Source organism: Pseudomonas sp. TE3895 (genome assembly GCF_056278855.1).
In genome coordinates this window covers 2,603,401-2,624,163 of record NZ_JBWBQE010000001.1, presented here as the reverse complement: position 1 = coordinate 2,624,163, position 20,763 = coordinate 2,603,401, and the positions used below count along the sequence as shown (strand labels likewise).

Genomic DNA, 20,763 nt, shown 5'->3' with positions numbered 1-20,763 from the left:
GATCTATGCTTGTAATAGAGGCAGTGTGTGCGGCTGGGCATGGACATGTACATTTTCTTGACCTTTGAGTCAGAAAAATATTGACCTGCTAGACAGGTCTTGCTTAGAGTCCGCCCAACAACAATAAAACCATTGCGAGGCCATCCCCGTGATCCAGTTTCTCGTCAACCAGGAGCTGCGTAGTGAGCACGCCCTGGACCCTAACATGACAGTGCTGCAGTACCTGCGCGAGCACCTGGGCAAACCCGGCACAAAGGAGGGCTGCGCCAGTGGTGACTGCGGTGCGTGCACCGTGGTGGTCGGCGAACTGAGCCAGGACGACCAAGGCAACGACAGCCTGCGCTACCGCAGCCTCAATTCGTGCCTCACCTTTGTGTCGTCGCTGCACGGCAAGCAACTGATCAGCGTCGAGGGGCTCAAGCACCAAGGCCAACTGCACAGCGTGCAACAGGCCATGGCCGATTGCCATGGATCGCAGTGCGGCTTCTGCACCCCCGGCTTTGTCATGTCGCTGTTCGCCCTGCAAAAGAACAGCAGTGGCCCTGATCTGCACCAGGCCCAGGAAGCCCTGGCTGGCAACCTGTGCCGCTGCACCGGTTACCGGCCGATCCTCGACGCCGCCGAGCAGAGCTGCCGCCAGCCCTGCCGCGACCAGTTCGATGCCCAGCAGGCGCAAACCATCAGCCGCCTCAAGGCCATTGCCCCGACCCAGACCGGCGAGCTGAACAGCGGCGACAAGCGCTGCCTGGTGCCGCTGACCGTGGCGGATCTGGCCGACCTGTACAGCTCGCACCCCGAAGCGCGACTGCTGGCCGGTGGTACCGACCTGGCGCTGGAAGTCACCCAGTTCCACAAGACCTTGCCCGTGATGATCTACGTCGGCCACGTGGCCGAGCTCAAGCGCATCGAGAAAACCGCCAGCCACCTGGAAATCGGCGCCGCCACCCCGCTCACCGACTGCTATGGCGCGCTTAACGAGGAGTATCCCGACTTCGGCGCCCTGCTGCACCGCTTTGCCTCGCTGCAGATACGCAACCAGGGCACCCTCGGCGGCAACATCGGCAACGCCTCGCCAATCGGCGACTCGCCACCCCTACTAATCGCCCTGGACGCGCAGGTGGTGCTGCGCCAGGGTGAACGCCAACGGGTGATGCCGCTGGAAGACTACTTCATCGACTACCGCATCACGGCTCGCCAGGACAGCGAGTTCATCGAGAAAATCATCGTACCGCGCGCCTCCAGTGACTGGGCGTTCCGCGCCTATAAAGTGTCCAAGCGCCTGGACGATGACATCTCCGCCGTGTGCGCAGCCTTCAACCTGAGCATCGAAGACGGTGTGGTCAGCGGTGTGCGGATCGCCTTCGGCGGCATGGCGGCGATACCCAAGCGCGCCCGTGCCTGCGAGGCAGCGTTGCGCGGCAAGCCGTGGAACCAGGCCGCAATCGAGCGCGCCTGCCAGGCCCTGGCCGAGGACTTCACCCCGCTCAGCGACTTCCGCGCCAGCAAGGAATACCGCCTGCTGACCGCGCAGAACCTGCTGCGCAAGTACTTCATCGAACAGCAAACGCCGCACATCGAAACCCGGGTGACCGCTTATGTCTAACCATCACGTAGCCAAGAGCCAGGCCGAGATGGCCGAACTGTTCAGCCAGGACCTGACCACCGGGGTCGGCCGCAGCGTCAAGCACGACAGCGCCGACAAGCATGTATCGGGGGAGGCACTGTACATTGACGATCGCCTGGAATTCCCCAACCAGTTGCACGTCTATGCCCGCACCGCCGACCGCGCCCATGCGCGCATCCTGCGCATCGACACCACGCCGTGCTATGCCTTCGAGGGTGTGCGCATTGCCATCACCCACGAAGACATCCCCGGCCTGAAAGACATCGGCCCGGTGGTGGCCGGCGACCCATTGCTGGCCATCGACAAGGTCGAGTTCTTCGGCCAGCCGGTGCTCGCTGTCGCTGCCCGCGATCTTGAAACCGCACGCAAAGCGGCCATGGCCGCCATCGTCGAGTACGAAGACCTGGAGCCGGTGCTGGACGTGGTCGAGGCGCTGCGCAAGAAGCACTTCGTGCTCGATAGCCACACCCACCAGCGCGGCGATTCGGCTGCCGCCCTGGCCAGCGCCCCGCACCGCATTCAGGGCACCCTGCACATCGGCGGCCAGGAGCACTTCTACCTCGAAACGCAGATTTCCTCGGTCATGCCCACCGAAGACGGCGGCATGATCGTCTACTGCTCCACGCAGAACCCCACCGAAGTGCAGAAACTGGTCGCCGAAGTGCTCGACGTGCCGATGAACAAGGTGGTGCTGGACATGCGCCGCATGGGTGGCGGTTTTGGCGGCAAGGAAACCCAGGCCGCCAGCCCGGCATGCCTGTGCGCGGTAGTCGCGCGCCTGACCGGCCAGCCGACCAAGATGCGCCTGCCGCGGGTCGAAGACATGACCATGACCGGCAAGCGCCATCCTTTCTACGTCGAGTATGACGTGGGCTTCGACGACAACGGCCGGCTGCACGGGATCAACTTCGACCTGGCCGGCAATTGCGGCTATTCGCCCGACCTGTCCGGTTCGATCGTCGACCGTGCCATGTTCCACTCCGACAACGCTTACTACCTGGGCGATGCCACCGTCCACGGCCACCGCTGCAAGACCAACACCGCCTCCAACACCGCCTACCGCGGCTTTGGCGGCCCACAGGGTATGGTCGCCATCGAGCAGGTGATGGACCATATCGCCCGTCATCTGGGCCGTGACCCACTGGCCGTGCGCAAGGCCAACTATTACGGCAAGACCGAACGCAACATCACCCACTACTACCAGACCGTCGAGCACAACATGCTCGAGGAGATGACCGCCGAACTGGAAGCCAGCAGCGACTACGCCGAACGCCGCGAGTCGATCCGCCGCTTCAACGCCAACAGCCCGATCCTGAAGAAAGGCCTGGCACTGACACCGGTCAAGTTCGGCATTTCGTTCACCGCCACCTTCCTCAACCAGGCCGGTGCACTCATCCATATCTACACCGACGGCAGCATTCACCTGAACCACGGCGGCACCGAAATGGGCCAGGGCCTGAACACCAAGGTGGCCCAGGTGGTGGCGCAGATCTTCCAGGTGGACTTCAGCCGCATCCAGATCACTGCCACCAACACCGACAAGGTGCCCAACACCTCGCCTACGGCTGCGTCGAGTGGTGCCGACCTGAACGGCAAGGCGGCGCAGAACGCGGCTGAAATCCTCAAGCGCCGCCTGACCGAGTTTGCCGCACGGCACTATCAAGTGACCGAGGAAGACGTCGAGTTCCGCAACGGCCATGTGCGGGTGCGCGACCAGATCGTCAGCTTCGAGCAATTGGTGCAGCAGGCTTACTTCGCTCAGGTGTCGCTGTCCAGCACCGGGTTCTACCGCACGCCGAAGATCTTTTACGACCGCAGCCAGGCCCGCGGCCGGCCGTTCTACTACTTCGCCTTTGGCGCTGCCTGCGTGGAAGTGATCGTCGACACGCTGACCGGTGAATACAAGATGTTGCGCGCCGACATCCTGCATGACGTGGGCGATTCGCTGAACCCTGCGATCGACATCGGCCAGGTGGAGGGCGGTTTCATCCAGGGCATGGGCTGGCTGACCACCGAAGAGCTGGTGTGGAACGCCAAAGGCAAGCTGATGACCAACGGCCCGGCCAGCTACAAGATCCCGGCCGTGGCCGACATGCCACTGGACTTGCGGGTGAAGCTGGTGGAAAACCGCAAAAACCCGGAAGACACCGTGTTCCACTCCAAGGCCGTGGGCGAGCCGCCGTTCATGCTGGGCATTGCCGCCTGGTGCGCGATCAAGGATGCCGTGGCCAGCCTGGCTGATTACCGCGTCCAGCCGCAGGTGGATGCGCCGGCAACGCCGGAGCGGGTGCTGTGGGGCTGCGAGCAGATGCGCAAGGCAGTGGCTGAAACACAGTCGCGCGAACGGGAACTGGAAACCATCACCCCCTGACAACGCAAGGCCCTTGTAGGAGCGGGTTTACCCGCGAATGCGATAGTGGCTTCACCGCCGCATTCGCGGGTAAACCCGCTCCTACAAGGGTCGGCAGCATGGCTTAGAGAGGTTGCATCATGCACCAATGGATCAACGCCCTCGCCGACCATCAGTCCCGTGGCGAAGCCTGCGTGCTGGTGACCATCATCGAAGAGCGCGGCTCTACCCCGCGCAACGCAGGCTCGAAGATGGTGGTCAGCGCCAGCGGCCTGTTCGACACCATCGGCGGCGGCCACCTGGAATACAAGGCGCTGCACATCGCCCGGCAAATGCTCGAAGAGCAGCGCACCACCCCGCACCTGGAGCGCTTCAGCCTCGGTGCCAGCCTGGGCCAGTGTTGCGGCGGCGCCACCGTGCTGCTGTTCGAGCCGATGGCCGCGGTGCAGGCGCAGATCGCCGTGTTCGGCGCGGGCCATGTCGGCAGGGCTCTGGTACCCTTGCTCGCCGCGCTCCCCTGCCGGGTGCGCTGGATCGACTCGCGTGAACAGGAATTCCCCGAACTCATCCCCAAAGGGGTGACCAAGGTCGTCAGTGAGGAACCGGTCGACGAAGTCGCGGACCTGCCGCCCGGCAGCTACTGCATCGTCATGACCCACAACCACCAGCTCGACCTGGAACTGACCGCCGCCATTCTCAAGCGCAACGATTTCACCTGGTTCGGCCTGATCGGCTCGAAGACCAAACGGGTCAAGTTCGAGCACCGTCTGCGCGAGCGAGGCTTCGACGAGGCCGTCATGGCACGCATGCGCTGCCCGATGGGCCTGGCCGAGGTCAAGGGCAAGCTGCCCATCGAGATCGCCGTGTCTATCGCCGGTGAAATCATTGCCACTTACAACGCCTGCTTCGGCCAGCACGACGCTGCCGCCAATGCCGGCCCCATTGCCCAATTGCTGCCGCCCTCCCGCCGCAGCCAAGCCATTTGACGAGTGTGTTATGACCGTTACCCGCAAAGCCTACCGTGCCGCCATCCTGCACAGCATTGCCGACCCGGCCGAGGTGGGCCTGGAGGCTTCCCATGAATACTACGAAGACGGCCTGCTGGTGGTCGACGATGGCCGCATCAGCGCCGTTGGGCACGCCAGTGAACTGCTGCCGACGCTGGATGCCGGCATCCCGGTCGAGCACTACCAGGACGCGCTGATCACCCCGGGCTTCATCGATACCCACATCCACTTCCCGCAGACCGGCATGATCGGTTCGTACGGCGAGCAGTTGCTGGACTGGCTGAACACCTACACCTTCCCGTGCGAAAAGCAGTTCGCCGACAAAGGCCACGCCGACCAGGTGGCGAAGATCTTCCTCAAGGAACTGCTGCGCAACGGCACCACCACTGCGCTGGTATTCGGCAGCGTGCACCCGGAATCGGTCAACGCCCTGTTCGAAGAGGCCGAGCGCCTGGACCTGCGCCTGATCGCCGGCAAAGTGATGATGGACCGCAATGCCCCAGACTACCTGACCGACACCGCCGAGTCCGGCTATGCCGAAAGCAAGGCACTGATCGAGCGCTGGCACGGCAAAGGCCGCCTGCACTATGCAGTCACCCCGCGCTTCGCCCCGACCAGCACGCCGCAACAGTTGTCCCTGGCCGGCCAACTGCTCAAGGAACACCCCCGGCGTGTACATGCACACGCACCTGTCGGAAAACCTCAAGGAAATCGACTGGGTCAAGTCGCTGTTCCCCGAGCAGAAGGGTTACCTGGACGTCTACGACCACTTCGAGCTGCTGGGCGAGCGCTCGGTGTTCGCCCACGGCGTGCACCTGTGCGACGACGAGTGCCAGCGCCTGGCCGAAACCGGCTCGGCCGTGGCCTTCTGCCCCACCTCCAACCTGTTCCTCGGCAGTGGCCTGTTCAATCTGCCCCAGGCCGAGCGGTTCAAGGTCAACGTGGGCCTGGGTACCGACGTTGGCGCCGGCACCAGCTTCTCTCTGCTTAACACCCTGAACGAGGCATACAAGGTGATGCAGCTGCAAGGCGCGCGCCTGCATCCGTACAAATCGCTGTACCTGGCCACCCTCGGCGGCGCCCGCGCGCTACGCCTGGACGACCGTATCGGTAGCCTGCGCCCAGGCAACGATGCCGACTTCGTGGTGCTGGACTACAAGGCCACACCACTGCTGGACTACCGCATCCAGCAGTCCAACAGCATCGAAGAAACCTTGTTCGTGCTCACTACCCTGGGCGATGACCGTACCGTGCGTGAAACCTACGCCGCCGGGCGCTGCGTGCACCAGCGCTAAGGTTCTTTCGCCAGGCCCCGATACAGCGCGCCGCCGATTGCAGCACCGATCAGCGGCGCCACCCAGAACAGCCATAGCTGCTGCAGGGCCCAGCCACCGACGAACAAGGCCGGCCCCGTGCTACGCGCGGGGTTGACCGAAGTATTGGTGATCGGGATCGAGATCAGGTGGATCAGGGTCAGGGCCAGGCCGATGGCGATGGGTGCGAAACCTGCCGGTGCGCGGGCGTCGGTCGCCCCCATGATGACCACCAGGAACATCGCCGTCATCACCACTTCACTGACAAAGCCTGCACCCAGCGTATAGCCACCGGGCGAATGGTCGGCGTAGCCGTTTGAAGCCAACCCCGAAGACAGCTCGAACCCGGCCTTGCCGCTGGCGATGAGGTAGATCACCCCGGCCGCCAGGATGGCACCGATCACCTGGGCGATCACATAAGGCAGCAGCTCTTTGGCCGGGAAGCGCCCGCCGACCACCAGCCCGAACGACACGGCAGGGTTTAGATGGCAACCAGAAATATGGCCGATGGCAAAGGCCATGGTCAGTACGGTGAGGCCGAAGGCGAAGGCGACACCGAGCACACCGATGCCGAGAGGGGAACTGGCTGCGAGTACCGCACTGCCACAGCCACCAAGGACCAGCCAGAAGGTGCCGATCAGTTCGGCACCCATGCGTTTACCGAGGGACATGCTCATGAATCCATTCCTCAAGAAGTTGAACGCAACGAATGCGCAAGCCCAACTGCTTGATGAAGGTTTGCTCACAAGAATTTAGCAGACCTTTGGGTTATGGCCAGTAGCGGCTGGGGGCGGCCTTGCAGCCCCTCGATCACACTGGCAAACGTTCAACCCTTGACGGAAACCTTGGGCTTTTTCAGCAAATGCGAGAACACCGCATGCAAATCGTCGGAGGCGCTCTCCTCGTCCAGGTTCAGCTTGCTGTCGATGTGGTCCATGTGATGCATCATCAGGCTCACGGCCTGCTCGGCATCGCGCGCCTCGATGGCATCGATGAGCTGCATGTGCTCATCGTAAGAGCAGTGCGAGCGGTTGCCGCTTTCGTACTGGGCAATGATCAGCGAAGTCTGCGATACCAGGCTGCGCTGGAAACTTACCAGCGGTGCATTGCCCGCCGCTTCGGCCAGCTTGAGGTGGAACTCACCGGACAGGCGAATGCCGGCACCCCGGTCACCGCGCGAAAAGCTGTCGCGCTCCTCACGCACCATCTGCCGCAGCTCGTTAAGCTGATCGGGGGTGGCATGCTGCACCGCCAGCTCGGTGATGGCGCGTTCGACCATGCGCCGCGAGAAGAACACCTGGCGCGCCTCTTCTACAGTCGGGCTTGCCACCACCGCGCCGCGGTTCGGCCGCAGCAGCACCACGCTTTCGTGGGCCAGGCGCGACAAGGCGCGGCGGATGATGGTGCGGCTGACGCCAAAGATCTCGCCCAGCGCTTCCTCGCTCAACTTGGTGCCCGGAGCCAGACGCTGCTCGAGGATCGCCTCGAAAATATGCGCGTAGACGATGTCGTCCTGGGTACCGCTGCGGCCGGCCTTGCCGACTCGTGCAGGTTTTTTCAGAGGTTGCAGCTGTTCGTTCATGGGCTCTCGAGGCACGAAGAGAAAGTATGGCGCCATTGTACACAGGCTGAGGCGATTCCGCAGGGGGCGTTTTACCTATATAGCCGTTGTACGACGCATTGCGCATACAAAACATAAAACATTATTTGCTTTATTTGTACACAAAAGCATAATCCATCGAGCAACTTCTTGACCCATGAGTCAACAAAAAGGTCAGACGTCTGCCTTCCCTCGCGGAGCCGCCAAGTGCATTGCGCAGGAAACTGGCTCCATAACAACAAGAAAGACTTGAGGAGTACCCGCTGTGGAAAGCCGCAAATCCGAAGCCCCTACGCTGGATCTCGCCCCGCCGCTCGAAACGAGCTGGCTGGAGCGGATTTTCAAACTCAAGCAACACGGCAGCACTGTCAAAACCGAAATGATCGCTGGGGTGACCACCTTCATCACCATGGCCTACATCATCTTCGTCAACCCCAACATCATGGCCGACGCCGGCATCGACCATGGTGCCGCTTTTGTCGCCACCTGCATCGCCGCCGCGCTGGGCTGCCTGCTGATGGGCCTGTACGCCAACTGGCCGGTGGGCCTGGCGCCGGGCATGGGGCTCAATGCTTTCTTTACCTACACCGTGGTCGGCACCATGGGCTACAACTGGGAAACGGCGCTGGGGGCGGTATTCGTCTCCGGCGTGTTGTTCATGTTCCTGACCTTGTCGAAAGTGCGCGAATGGCTGCTCAACAGCATCCCGGTCAGCCTGCGCCATGCCATGGGGGCCGGCGTCGGATTGTTTCTCGGGCTGATCGGCCTGAAGACCGCAGGCATCATCGTCGACAGCCCCGCCACCCTGATCAAGCTGGGCTCGTTGCATGAGCCGGGGCCGCTGCTGGCGGCCGTGTGCTTCCTGCTGATCGCCATCCTCAGCTACAAGCGGGTATTCGGCGCGATCCTGATCAGCATCATTGGTGTCACCCTGGCGGGCTGGGGCCTGGGCCTGGTCAAGTTTGGCGGGGTGATGTCGATGCCCCCAAGCCTGGCACCGACCTGGATGGCCATGGACGTGGCTGGCGTGTTCAATGTCAGCATGATCAGCGTGGTGCTGGCGTTCCTGTTCGTGCACATGTTCGACACTGCCGGCACGCTGATGGGGGTTGCCCAGCGAGCGAACCTGGTAGCGCCGGACGGGCGTATCGAAGGCCTGTCACGCGCCTTGAAGGCCGACAGTGCTTCCAGCGTATTCGGTGCTGTGGTCGGCGTGCCCCCAGTGACCAGTTATGTGGAGAGTGCCGCAGGTGTCGCCGCAGGTGGCCGTACCGGTTTGACGGCCGTGGTGGTCGGCTTGCTGTTCGTCGCAGCGATGTTCTTCGCCCCGCTGGCGGGGATGATCCCGGCCTACGCGACAGCAGGCGCACTGATCTACGTGGCAATGCTGATGATGGGCAGCATGGCGCACATCCATTGGGATGAGGCCACCGACAGCATTCCGGCGATCGTCACGGTGATCATGATGCCGCTGACGTTCTCGGTCGCCGATGGTATTGCCCTGGGCTTCATCAGCTATGTGGCACTGAAGGCGGGTACCGGCAAATACAAGGAAATCTCGGCCAGCCTGTGGGTGCTGTGCGCGATCTTCATTGCCAAGTTCGTGTTCCTCTGACCGAGAGCGCTTCTACCCCGGGGGTGGACAGTTGGATACAGCCCGTCGTAGGAGCGGGTTCACCCGCGAAGAGGCCGGCCCTGCTGGCCAATCCCCACCCGCCGTTCACCGTTGCTGCCGCCACCGTATTCGCGGGTAAACCCGCTCCTACAACGGTGGTGGACAGTTGGATACAGCCCGCTGTAGGAGCAGGTTTACCCGCGAAGAGGCCGGCCCTGCTGGCCAATCTCCACCCGCCGTTCACCGTTGCTGCCGCCACCGTATTCGCGGGTAAACCCGCTCCTACAACGGTGGTGGACAGTTGGATACAGCCCGCTGTAGGAGCAGGTTTACCCGCGAAGAGGCCGGCCCTGCTGGCCAATCTCCACCCGCCGTTCACCGTTGCTGCCGCCACCGTATTCGCGGGTAAACCCGCTCCTACCACGGGGGTGGACAGTTGGATACAGCCCGTCGTAGGAGCGGGTTCACCCGCGAAGAGGCCGGCCCTGCTGGCCAATCTCCCCCCCGCCGTTCACCGTTGCCGCCACCAGCGCATTCGCGGGTAAACCCGCTCCTACCACGGGGTGGACAGTTGGACACAGCCCGCCGTAGGAGCGGGTTCACCCGCGAAGAGGCCGGCCCTGCTGGCCAATCTCCCCCCGCCGTTCACCGTTGCTGCCGCCACCGTATTCGCGGGTAAACCCGCTCCTACCACGGGGTGGACAGTTGGACACAGCCCGCCGTAGGAGCGGGTTCACCCGCGAAGAGGCCGGCCCTGCTGGCCAATTTCCCCCCGCCGTTCACCGTTGCCGCCACCAGCGCATTCGCGGGTAAACCCGCTCCTACCACGGGGTGGACAGTTGGACACAGCCCGTCGTAGGAGCGGGTTCACCCGCGAAGAGGCCGGCACAGGCCACACAAAAACAGCAGACGAAAAAAAGCCCGCCAGTGTGAGAGCGGGCCAAAGGACCTACGAAGATTCTTCTAGCGACCAACTAGCTTCCACGATAGGTCGAATAGCTGTACGGCGAAATCAGCAGCGGCACATGGTAGTGCTCCTGCGACTCGTCGATGCCAAAGCGCAGCACGACGACATCCAGAAACGCCTGGGCCGGCAATTGCACGCCACGGGCGCGGTAGTAATCCCCAGCGCTGAACTGCAACTGGTAAACGCCAGTACGGTAATCGTCCCCCTGCAGCAGCGGCGCGTCGACGCGGCCATCGCTGTTGGTCAGGGCGGTGTTCACCAGCTCCAGCTGCTGGCCTTCGACGCGGTACAGCTCGACCTTGATCGAGCTACCCGGGCAGCCATGCGCGGCATCCAGTACGTGTGTGGTCAAACGTCCCATTGCGTGTCGCCTCTTGTTCAATCTGTGGGCAAAAAATACTCAGCCATCGCACCAGCTTAGCGCCTGCGGCAGGCGGGAATGACGTTATTAAGACATTCCACCAAAGGATTGTACACAATTTTTTGATCCCCTCTGTCACACCCTCCCTTTGCTGCCCATAAACGACCCATCGGTCGCAAATACACGCACCATAACGATGCCAACCTCATTAGCTGACCAAACAGGCAGGTTTCTTGCACTGTATTTCCAGGTCGCTGTCAGGCGACAAAAGGGAAGAAATGCGGAAAAACAGGCTTACAAAAGATTTCAGAAGTTGTATACAATCAGCCCATCCGGTGGTGCGACATACCGACGCGGCCCGCCCACCCCCCGCACTAACGCACAAGAAGGAAGACTGCAGTGAGCGCTGATTACCCTCGCGACCTGATCGGTTACGGCAACAACCCTCCTCACCCGCAATGGCCGGGTAACGCCCGCATCGCGCTGTCTTTCGTCCTCAATTACGAGGAAGGTGGCGAACGCAACATCCTGCACGGTGACAAGGAATCCGAAGCCTTCCTGTCCGAGATGGTCGCTGCCCAACCCCTGCAGGGCCAGCGCAACATGAGCATGGAGTCGCTGTATGAATACGGCAGCCGTGCCGGTGTGTGGCGCCTGCTGAAGCTGTTCAAGGACAGCGGCGTGCCACTCACCGTCTTCGCCGTGGCCATGGCCGCCCAGCGCCACCCCGACGTGATCCGCGCCATGGTCGAAGCCGGCCACGAGATCTGCAGCCACGGCTACCGCTGGATCGACTACCAGAACATGGACGAGGCCCAGGAGCGCGAGCACATGCTCGAAGCCATCCGTATCCTCACCGAACTCACCGGCGAGCGCCCGCTGGGCTGGTACACCGGCCGTACCGGCCCGAACACCCGCCGCCTGGTGATGGAGGAAGGTGGCTTCCTCTATGACAGCGACACCTACGACGACGACCTGCCCTACTGGGAGCCGAACAACCCCACCGGCAAGCCGCACCTGGTGATCCCCTACACCCTGGACACCAACGACATGCGCTTCACCCAGGTACAGGGCTTCAACTGCGGCGAGCAGTTCTTCCAGTACCTGAAAGACGCCTTTGATGTGCTGTACGCCGAAGGCGCCGAAGCACCGAAAATGCTTTCCATCGGCCTGCACTGCCGCCTGGTCGGCCGCCCGGCACGCCTGGCTGCACTCAAGCGCTTCGTCGATTACGCAAAAAGTCATGACCAGGTCTGGTTCGCCCGTCGCGTGGATATCGCCCGCCACTGGCACACCACCCACCCGTACAAGAAAGAGAACGCCTGATGACCGCCTTCAATACCCTCAAACCATCCGCCCTGGACCGCGACGCCTTCGTCAAGGCCTTCGCCGACATCTACGAGCACTCGCCGTGGGTTGCCGAAAAAGCCTATGACCTGGGCCAACTGGGCGAGCTGGACGAGATCGAGGCGCTGCACCAGCGCATGAGCGACATCCTGCTCAGCGCCAACCACGCTGACCAGCTGGCGCTGATCAATGCTCACCCGGACCTGGCAGGCAAGGCCGCCATCCAGGGCGAACTGACCGAATCGAGCACCAACGAACAGGCCGGTGCCGGTATCCACCAGTGCACCGCCGAAGAGTTCGCTCGGTTCACCGAACTGAACGATGCCTATAAGGCCAAGTTTCAGTTCCCGTTCATCATGGCGGTGAAGGGCAGTAACCGGCACCAGATTCTCGCCGCCTTTGAAAAACGCATCCACAACGATGCCGATGCCGAATTCAAGGAAGCCCTGGCGCAGATCAACCTGATCGCCCTGTTCCGCCTGCTGCAGCTGTAAGCAACAGCCGAACCTTATTCAGAAAACGAACAATAGAAGAGATAACCGCATGCGCACCCTGATGATCGAGCCCTTGACCAAAGAAGCCTTCGCCCAGTTCGGAGACGTGATCGAAACCGACGGCAGCGACCACTTCATGATCAACAACGGCTCGACCATGCGTTTTCACAAGCTCGCCACGGTCGAAACCGCCGAGCCTGAAGACAAGGCGATCATCAGCATCTTCCGCGCCGACGCGCAGGACATGCCGCTGACCGTGCGCATGCTGGAACGCCATCCGCTGGGCAGCCAGGCTTTCATCCCGCTGCTCGGCAACCCTTTTCTGATCGTGGTCGCGCCCGTTGGCGATGCACCTGTATCAGGCTTGGTCCGAGCCTTCCGCAGTAATGGCAGGCAGGGCGTTAATTACCATCGCGGCGTCTGGCACCACCCGGTGCTGACGATCGAAAAGCGGGATGATTTCCTGGTGGTTGATCGCAGTGGTTCTGGCAACAACTGCGATGAGCATTACTTCACCGAGGAACAGATGCTGATCCTCAATCCCCACCAATAAGAAAAGGTCAGTCATCTTCTCGGTGACTGGCAGAGGTACATACTGTGGAAGCACACCTTCACGAATGGCTGAACCTGAGCATTCGCTGGGTTCACATGATCACCGGCGTTGCCTGGATCGGTGCATCGTTCTACTTCGTCTGGCTGGAGAACCACCTGAACCGAAGCAACCCGCGCGATGGGTTGTCGGGTGATCTCTGGGCGATTCACGGCGGTGGTATCTACCACCTGGAGAAATACAAGCTCGCCCCCCCGAAAATGCCCGAGAACCTGCACTGGTTCAAATGGGAAGCCTACTTCACCTGGATGTCCGGTATCGCCCTGCTGTGCGTGGTGTTCTACTGGAACCCGACCCTGTACCTGCTGGCACCTGGCAGCACCCTGAGCGGTGCCGAAGGCGTGGCTATCGGTATCGGTTCGCTGATCGCTGGCTGGTTCATCTACGACTTCCTGTGCGACTCGCCCTTGGGCAAGAAGCCAGCGCTGCTCGGTGGTGTGCTGTTCGTGCTGATCATCGCAGCCTGCTGGGGCTTCAGCCTGGTGTTCAGCGGCCGTGGTGCCTACCTGCACACCGGCGCGATCATCGGCACCATCATGGTCGGTAACGTGTTCCGCATCATCATGCCGGCCCAACGCCAGCTGGTGGCGGCGATCGAGAACAACCAGACGCCCGACCCGGTACTGCCGGCCAAGGGCCTGCTGCGCTCGCGTCACAACAACTACTTCACCCTGCCGGTGCTGTTCATCATGATCAGCAACCATTTCCCGAGCACCTACGGTAGCCAGTACAACTGGCTGATCCTGGCCGGTATCGCAGTAGCCGCGGTTCTGATCCGCCACTACTTCAACACCCGCCACGACAGCAACAAGTACGCCTGGACCCTGCCCGTCGGCGCCTTGGCGATGATCTGCCTGGCTTACGTTACCGGCCCGAAACCGATGGCCGTAAGCCCTGAGCAAGCCGCAGCGAAGATCGAGTACCAGCCGCTGCCGGCAACTGCGGTAGGCGGCAAGACCGCTGCCGAGCAGCGTGCCGAGGACGCCGCCAAGGCTGCCGAAGCACCCGCCGCACCTGCGAAAGCACCGGCCCAGGCCGCTGCCCAGGCCGGAGGTGGCGAATTCGACAAGATCCACAATGTCATCCAGGAACGCTGCACTGTGTGCCACTCGTCCAAGCCGACCAGCCCACTGTTCAGCACCGCCCCTGCCGGCGTGATGTTCGACACTCCGCAGCAGATCCAGGCCCAGGCCGCGCGCATTCAGGCGCAAGCGGTTGCCAGCCAGATCATGCCGCTGGGCAACATCACCCAGATGACCACCGAAGAGCGCAAGCTCGTCGGCGACTGGATCGCCAAAGGCGCCCAGGTCAACTGACAGCACCTCGCCAGGCAACCCGCCCCCAAGGGAATCACCTTCCCCTGTAGGAGCGGGCTTGCCCGCGAAGAGGCCGGAAGCCCCGGCCTCAAGCTCCATGTGTTACGCAACAAGCAAGCATCGAGCGCGCAGGCATGAGGCCTGCCGCTTGGATCCGAGAATAAAAACAAAACTCGAGGTGCTGCATGTCCGAGTCACGCAAGGCGTATATCCCCATTGCGCCGCCGCGAGAACCCTTGCCCCTGTTCCAACTGTTCCTGGTTGGCCTGCAACACGTTCTGCTGATGTACGGTGGCGCGATCGCCGTGCCGTTGATCATCGGCCAGGCTGCCGGGTTGTCCCGTGAAGAAGTCGCTTTCCTGATCAACGCCGACCTGCTGGTCGCTGGCGTCGCTACCATCATCCAGTCGTTCGGTATCGGCCCGGTGGGCATCCGCATGCCGGTGATGATGGGTGCCAGTTTCGCTGCCGTCGGCAGCATGGTGGCCATGGCCGGCATGCCCGGCGTGGGCCTGCAGGGGATCTTCGGCGCGACCATCGCTGCCGGGTTCTTCGGCATGCTGATCGCGCCGTTCATGTCCAAGGTTGTCCGCTTCTTCCCCCCACTGGTCACCGGTACGGTGATCACCTCGATTGGCCTGTCGCTGTTCCCGGTGGCCGTCAACTGGGCCGGTGGCGGCCAAGACGCTCAAACGTTCGGCTCGCCGATCTACCTGCTGGTGGCCGGCCTGGTACTGGCCGTTATCCTGCTGATCAACCGCTTCATGCGCGGTTTCTGGGTCAACGTGTCGGTACTGGTGGGCATGGGCCTTGGCTACATCCTGGCCGGCTCCATCGGCATGGTCGACCTGTCGGGTCTGAATGAAGCACCGTGGTTGCAGGTGGTCACCCCGCTGCACTTTGGCATGCCGACCTTCAGCCTGGCGCCGATCCTGTCCATGTGCCTGGTAGTGGTGATCATCTTCGTCGAGTCCACCGGCATGTTCCTGGCCCTGGGCAAGGTGACCGATCGCGAAGTCACCCCTGGCATGCTGCGTCGCGGCCTGCTGTGCGATGCCGGTGCGTCGTTCATTGCGGGCTTCTTCAACACCTTCACCCACTCCTCGTTCGCCCAAAACATCGGCCTGGTGCAGATGACTGGGGTGCGCTGCCGCTATGTCACCATCGTGGCCGGTGCACTGCTGATCCTGCTCAGCCTGCTGCCCAAGGCGGCCTTCCTGATTGCCTCGATCCCGCCTGCGGTACTGGGCGGCGCGTCCATCGCCATGTTCGGCATGGTCACCGCCACCGGGATCAAGATTCTTCAGGAGGCGGACATCGGCGACCGCCGCAACCAGCTGTTGGTTGCTGTAAGCGTCGGCTTCGGGTTAATCCCCGTGGTGCGTCCGGAGTTCTTTGCCCAGATGCCACAGTGGATGGAACCCATCACCCACAGCGGTATCGCCATGGCCACGGTCTGTGCCCTGGTGTTGAACGTTCTGTTCAACATCCTTGGCGGTGCCGACCGCGCAATGCACAACGACGTCTGTCACCAGCATTGAGCCAAAAGGGGCGGTGCATGACCGCCCCTCATCACCTCTGCAGTAACCGCTACGCCGTCGACCCGCCGGAATGGGTCGCCCGGGGCGCCTGCGCGCCAAAAAAACCGCCAACAAAAACAATAAGTCCGGGAATCACAACATGAAGCGCATCACCACGTCCCTGTTGTTGGGCAGCAGCCTGCTGGCCACCCTACCCTCGCACGCAGGCGAATGGCTGCAATGGCACGGCGAAAGCCTGACCTACCTGTACGGCAAGGACTTCAAGGTCAACCCTGATATCCAGCAGACCATCACCTTCGAGCACGCCAACAAATGGAAGTACGGCGACACCTTCATGTTCGTCGACAAGATCTTCTACAACGGCAAGGCCGACCCCGGCAAAGGTGTGACCACCTACTACGGCGAGTTCAGCCCACGCCTGTCATTGGGCAAGATCTTCGACCGCAAGCTTGCCTTCGGTCCGATCAAGGACGTGCTGCTGGCCATGACCTACGAGCGCGGTGAAGGCGACAACGAGGCCTACCTGATCGGCCCCGGCTTCGACTTGAACATCCCCGGCTTCAACTATTTCACCCTCAATTTCTACGTGCGTAACACCGAAGGCAGCCGCCCCGGTGACAACGTCTGGCAGATCACCCCCGGCTGGTCGTACACCCTCCCTGTAGGCCGGTCAGACATTCTGATCGACGGTTACATGGACTGGGTTACCGACAACGACCAGACCCGCCGTGGCACCTATCACGCCAACCTGCACTTCAACCCGCAGGTCAAATACGACCTGGGCAAGGCGCTGAACCTGGGCGCCAAGCAGCTCTACGTCGGCTTTGAATACAGCTACTGGAAAGACAAGTACGGCATTGACAGCCGTGGCAACCTGGACAGCAACCAGAGCGTGGCCAGTGCGCTGATCAAGGTGCACTTCTAGGAAGTTGACCAAACGCACAAGTTTGAATCACCCCGCTCCAGGACGGAGCACTTGAGGCGCGGCGCGCAAGCCAGTAATCTGCGCGCCCCCTCGATCAGGGCAGAACGGATTCTGCCTGCGTTTACTGACCGCTCAGTCAATGAATTCGGGCGGTTGGCCAACGTGTTGCCAGCCTGAAATACCCTTTTCATCCGTTCAGAACGAAGTCGAGCAGGAAGGTTTTGCCAACCCGGAAAAGTTGGCCCAACCCTTGCCAAACAGCTGTGGCCTATCGAAAAAAGCTGACTCAAAAGACAAAAAAAGCGCCGACACCGAGCGCTGACAACAGATCAATCAAGGGAGCGACACTCGCAATGCGTACTATCAAGAGCCTGATCCTCGCCGGCGGCCTACTGGCCTGCGGCACCACCTTCGGCGGCGACCTGCTGCAATGGCAGAACAACAGCCTGACCTACCTGTGGGGCAAGAACTTCAAGGTCAACCCGGCGATTCAGCAAACCGTCACCTTCGAGCACGCCGATGGCTGGAAGTACGGCGACAACTTCATTTTCGTCGACAAGATCTTTTACCAGGGCCAGAAAGACGCCGGCAACGGCCCGAACACCTACTACGGTGAGATCAGCCCACGCCTGTCGTTCGGCAAGATTTTCGACCAGAAGATCGAGTTTGGCCCGGTCAAGGACGTGCTGCTGGCGATGACCTACGAGTTTGGCGAGGGTGACACCGAGTCTTACCTGATCGGTCCGGGCTTCGACCTGGCCATCCCGGGCTTCGACTACTTCCAGCTGAACTTCTACAACCGCACCACCGACGGCAGCCGCGCTGGCGACAACGTGTGGCAGATCACCCCGGTGTGGTCGTACACCATTCCGGTCGGTGATTCCGACGTGCTGATCGACGGCTTCATGGACTGGGTGGTGGACAACGACGAGAACCGCCGCGGCACCTACCAGGCCAACCTGCACTTCAACCCGCAGATCAAGTATGACCTGGGCAAGGCGCTGCACCTGGGCGAGAAGCAGTTGTATGTGGGTGTGGAGTACGATTACTGGAAGAACAAGTACGGCATCAAGGACAGCGATGCCTTCACTACCGACCAGAACACCATGAGCTTCTTGGTCAAGGTTCACTTCTGACCTGAGTAAGCGGGGCCGCTTTGCGGCCCATTCGCGGGTAAACCCGCTCCTACAGGGGACGCGCCGGGTTCAAGGCAAACGCGGTACCTGGTAGGAGCGGGTTCACCCGCGAACCGGGGCAAAGCCCCGGCAAAGCGCCTCAATTGGCCGGCCGAACCGCCCGCCACAATTTCCCCGCAACGCTTACCACCGCCAGCACCACAGCACCTGCGAGGACTCCGACCCCGCCGTTGAGCAACGCGCCGGTCAACGCCCCGCCACGCCCTTCGCTGAACGCCTCGATGGCATGATGCAGCGGCTCGATGCCATGCACCAGGATCCCACCGCCCACCAGAAACATCGCCGCAGTACCAATCACCGACAGGCTTTTCATCATGTACGGCGCCGCCCGCAGGATGCCGTTACCCACTGCCTGAGTCAGCCTGGAGGTTTTGCGGGCCATCCACAGCCCAAGGTCGTCAAGCTTGACGATCCCGCCTACCAACCCATACACACCAATGGTCATCACCACCGCAATGCCCGACAGCACGATGATCTGCTGGGTCAGCGGCGAGTCAGCCACGATACCCAAGGTAATGGCGATGATTTCCGCCGACAGGATGAAGTCGGTACGCACCGCCCCCTTGATCTTGGCTTTTTCAAAAGCCACCAGGTCAACACTGGCATCGGCAACGGCCTCCTTGCGCGCCTCGTGCTGTGCCTCATCCTCTTCCTTGCTGTGCAAGAACTTGTGCGCCAGCTTCTCGAAACCCTCGAAGCACAGGAACGCGCCACCCAACATCAACAACGGCGTAACCGCCCACGGTATGAACGCACTGATCAGCAGCGCGGCCGGTACCAGGATCGCCTTGTTGACGAACGACCCCTTGGCCACCGCCCAGACGACCGGAAGTTCGCGATCGGCGCGCACGCCGGTGACCTGCTGGGCATTCAGCGCCAGGTCATCACCCAGCACGCCTGCGGTTTTTTTTGCCGCCACCTTGGTCATCAGAGAGACGTCGTCCAGCAGCGTGGCGATATCGTCGATCAGTACCAGTAGACTGCTTCCTGCCATGTTTGCTTGTATCCAAATAAGTCAATGTGCCGGATTCTAGCCCAAAGCCGCTGCCTTGAGCGCCCGTCGAGGCCGGTGCTACCATGCCCGATCCCCCTTAGAGGTGGCCAGACACGAGGAAGATCCCTGACCATGAGCACCATTCGCGAGCGCAACAAGGAATTGATCCTGCGCGCGGCCAGCGAGGAATTCGCCGACAAGGGCTTCGCCGCCACCAAGACCAGCGATATCGCGGCCAAGGCCGGCCTGCCCAAGCCGAACGTGTATTACTACTTCAAGTCCAAGGACAATCTCTACCGCGAGGTCCTGGAAAGCATCATCGCGCCGATCATGCAGGCATCCACGCCGTTCAATGCAGACGGCGACCCGAAGGAAGTGCTGAGTGCGTACATTCGTTCGAAAATTCGCATTTCGCGTGACCTGCCCCATGCGTCCAAGGTGTTCGCCAGCGAGATCATGCATGGTGCGCCGCACCTGTCACCGAACCAGGTCGAGCAGTTGAACGAACAGGCCCGACACAACATCGAGTGCATCCAGCGCTGGATCGACCGCGGGCAGATCGCCCATGTGGACGCGCATCACCTGATGTTCAGCATCTGGGCGGCGACCCAGACCTATGCGGACTTCGACTGGCAGATTTCTGCGGTGACCGGCAAGGCCAAACTGGCCGACAGTGATTATGACGCGGCGGCCGAGACCATCATTCGTATGGTCTTGAAAGGTTGTGAGCCTGAGGCAGCCTGAACCATCTCGAAGGGCCATTCGCGGGCAAGCCCGCTCCCAGAGGATCCACATGCCTGAAGGTTTTGGAGTCCCTGTAGGAGCGGGCTTGCCCGCGAATGGGCCAGAACAGGCAATAGAGATTTAGGCCGCTACCCCAGCATCTGCCCGCAACCCCACCTCCTCGATCGCACTGATCGCACACTGCTCGTCGATATCCGACGTATCGCCGCTGATCCCCACGGCACCCAGCACCTTGCCGTCCTGATCACGAATCAGCACCCCACCCGGCGCCGGCACCACCGGCCGCTCACCCATCCCGTTCAACGCGGCAAAAAAAGCCGGCCGCTGCTGCGCATCCAGCGCCAGCAAGCGCGACCCCTTGCCCAGGGCAATCGCACCCCAGGCTTTGCCAGTGGCCACTTCAGGCCGAATCAGGCTCGCGCCATCCTCGCGCTGCAGCGCCAGCAGGTGCCCGCCGGCATCCAGCACCGCCACGGTCAGCGGCGCGGCATTGATCTTGCGGCCCGCCACCAGCGCGGCATTCACCAGGCTGACGGCGACTTTCAGGTTAAGAACGTTCATGGAAAGGTCCTCTTCTTGTTGTGAGAAGCCCTAAGGGCAGTTGAAAACCGATTGGACAAATAGAACACAACGAGAGATATTTTTGTATACAATATTTTGAAAAGATCGTATGCGATGGCGCAAACCCTCGTTTTCACGGGCGCTCTGACGAAAGCCAACTTACCCGATGAAAACCCATTGACCTAAACCATCAGGCGT

Annotated in this window: 17 protein-coding genes and 1 pseudogene; 13 read left to right on the top strand and 5 right to left on the bottom strand. The window is 61.7% G+C overall.

The genetic code is table 11. The features are described from left to right. The first annotated feature begins 148 nt into the window (after nucleotides 1-148). The 4 genes and pseudogenes from xdhA (at nucleotide 149) to guaD (ending at nucleotide 6,276) form a co-directional block, all read left to right on the top strand. Nucleotides 149-1,603 (top strand): xanthine dehydrogenase small subunit, encoded by a 1,455-nt coding sequence (xdhA, locus tag ACZ889_RS11920; RefSeq protein WP_003254319.1) that lies wholly within the window; start codon nucleotides 149-151, stop codon nucleotides 1,601-1,603. After that, the gene (gene xdhB / locus ACZ889_RS11915; RefSeq protein ID WP_180688615.1) at nucleotides 1,596-3,995 is read left to right on the top strand and encodes a xanthine dehydrogenase molybdopterin binding subunit; all 2,400 of its coding nucleotides are present in this window, start codon (nucleotides 1,596-1,598) and stop codon (nucleotides 3,993-3,995) included. Before xdhA ends, xdhB begins: the two co-directional genes overlap by 8 nt. A gap of 119 nt (nucleotides 3,996-4,114) precedes the next feature. Then, nucleotides 4,115-4,960, top strand: coding sequence for a xanthine dehydrogenase accessory protein XdhC (xdhC, locus tag ACZ889_RS11910; protein ID WP_180688616.1), 846 nt, complete (start codon nucleotides 4,115-4,117; stop codon nucleotides 4,958-4,960). A 10-nt stretch (nucleotides 4,961-4,970) separates the two neighbouring features. Further along, nucleotides 4,971-6,276: pseudogene (guaD, locus tag ACZ889_RS11905) on the top strand (guanine deaminase). On the opposite strand, the gene aqpZ reads toward guaD, so the two are convergent. Further along, nucleotides 6,273-6,971, bottom strand: coding sequence for an aquaporin Z (gene aqpZ, locus ACZ889_RS11900; protein WP_033725980.1), 699 nt, complete (start codon nucleotides 6,969-6,971; stop codon nucleotides 6,273-6,275). The pseudogene guaD and the gene aqpZ overlap by 4 nt on opposite strands. 149 nt (nucleotides 6,972-7,120) lie before the next feature. Further along, the gene (locus tag ACZ889_RS11895) at nucleotides 7,121-7,876 is read right to left on the bottom strand and encodes a GntR family transcriptional regulator (protein WP_004577063.1); all 756 of its coding nucleotides are present in this window, start codon (nucleotides 7,874-7,876) and stop codon (nucleotides 7,121-7,123) included. A 283-nt stretch (nucleotides 7,877-8,159) separates the two neighbouring features. On the opposite strand from ACZ889_RS11895, the gene ACZ889_RS11890 reads away from it, so the two are divergent. Then, a complete protein-coding gene (locus ACZ889_RS11890) occupies nucleotides 8,160-9,509 on the top strand; it encodes an NCS2 family permease (RefSeq protein ID WP_060546451.1) in 1,350 nt (449 codons plus the stop codon). Nucleotides 9,510-10,483: 974 nt separating this feature from the next. Here ACZ889_RS11890 and uraH read toward each other — a convergent pair. Then, nucleotides 10,484-10,837, bottom strand: a complete 354-nt coding sequence (gene uraH, locus ACZ889_RS11885) for a hydroxyisourate hydrolase (RefSeq protein ID WP_003254328.1) — start codon at nucleotides 10,835-10,837, stop codon at nucleotides 10,484-10,486. Between the two features lie 399 nt (nucleotides 10,838-11,236). Here uraH and puuE point away from each other — a divergent pair, with 399 nt between their 5' ends. From puuE to ACZ889_RS11850, 7 genes are all read left to right on the top strand, one after another. Next, nucleotides 11,237-12,163 (top strand): allantoinase PuuE, encoded by a 927-nt coding sequence (gene puuE, locus ACZ889_RS11880; RefSeq protein ID WP_003254330.1) that lies wholly within the window; start codon nucleotides 11,237-11,239, stop codon nucleotides 12,161-12,163. Continuing rightward, nucleotides 12,163-12,678 (top strand): 2-oxo-4-hydroxy-4-carboxy-5-ureidoimidazoline decarboxylase, encoded by a 516-nt coding sequence (gene uraD / locus ACZ889_RS11875; RefSeq protein ID WP_004576924.1) that lies wholly within the window; start codon nucleotides 12,163-12,165, stop codon nucleotides 12,676-12,678. Before puuE ends, uraD begins: the two co-directional genes overlap by 1 nt. A gap of 49 nt (nucleotides 12,679-12,727) precedes the next feature. Further along, nucleotides 12,728-13,231 (top strand): ureidoglycolate lyase, encoded by a 504-nt coding sequence (locus tag ACZ889_RS11870; protein WP_003254333.1) that lies wholly within the window; start codon nucleotides 12,728-12,730, stop codon nucleotides 13,229-13,231. Between the two features lie 44 nt (nucleotides 13,232-13,275). Continuing rightward, complete coding sequence (locus tag ACZ889_RS11865) at nucleotides 13,276-14,604, top strand: urate hydroxylase PuuD (protein ID WP_180688618.1); 1,329 nt, start codon at nucleotides 13,276-13,278, stop codon at nucleotides 14,602-14,604. Between the two features lie 185 nt (nucleotides 14,605-14,789). Continuing rightward, nucleotides 14,790-16,145: a nucleobase:cation symporter-2 family protein gene (locus tag ACZ889_RS11860; protein WP_003254336.1), complete on the top strand. Its 1,356-nt coding sequence runs from the start codon at nucleotides 14,790-14,792 to the stop codon at nucleotides 16,143-16,145. A 139-nt stretch (nucleotides 16,146-16,284) separates the two neighbouring features. Further along, nucleotides 16,285-17,070 carry an outer membrane protein OmpK gene (locus ACZ889_RS11855; protein ID WP_003254337.1) on the top strand — a complete coding sequence of 262 codons (786 nt, stop codon included), beginning with the start codon at nucleotides 16,285-16,287 and terminating at the stop codon, nucleotides 17,068-17,070. Nucleotides 17,071-17,423: 353 nt separating this feature from the next. Then, nucleotides 17,424-18,206 carry an outer membrane protein OmpK gene (locus tag ACZ889_RS11850; RefSeq protein ID WP_003254339.1) on the top strand — a complete coding sequence of 261 codons (783 nt, stop codon included), beginning with the start codon at nucleotides 17,424-17,426 and terminating at the stop codon, nucleotides 18,204-18,206. Nucleotides 18,207-18,345: 139 nt separating this feature from the next. On the opposite strand, the gene ACZ889_RS11845 is transcribed toward ACZ889_RS11850, so the two are convergent. Then, complete coding sequence (locus tag ACZ889_RS11845; RefSeq protein WP_143494130.1) at nucleotides 18,346-19,260, bottom strand: DUF808 domain-containing protein; 915 nt, start codon at nucleotides 19,258-19,260, stop codon at nucleotides 18,346-18,348. Between the two features lie 132 nt (nucleotides 19,261-19,392). On the opposite strand from ACZ889_RS11845, the gene ACZ889_RS11840 reads away from it, so the two are divergent. Then, complete coding sequence (locus tag ACZ889_RS11840; RefSeq protein WP_010955036.1) at nucleotides 19,393-20,004, top strand: TetR/AcrR family transcriptional regulator; 612 nt, start codon at nucleotides 19,393-19,395, stop codon at nucleotides 20,002-20,004. Nucleotides 20,005-20,124: 120 nt separating this feature from the next. Here ACZ889_RS11840 and ACZ889_RS11835 read toward each other — a convergent pair whose 3' ends face one another. Next, nucleotides 20,125-20,565 carry a GlcG/HbpS family heme-binding protein gene (locus ACZ889_RS11835; protein WP_010955037.1) on the bottom strand — a complete coding sequence of 147 codons (441 nt, stop codon included), beginning with the start codon at nucleotides 20,563-20,565 and terminating at the stop codon, nucleotides 20,125-20,127. Between the last annotated feature and the right edge of the window lie 198 nt (nucleotides 20,566-20,763).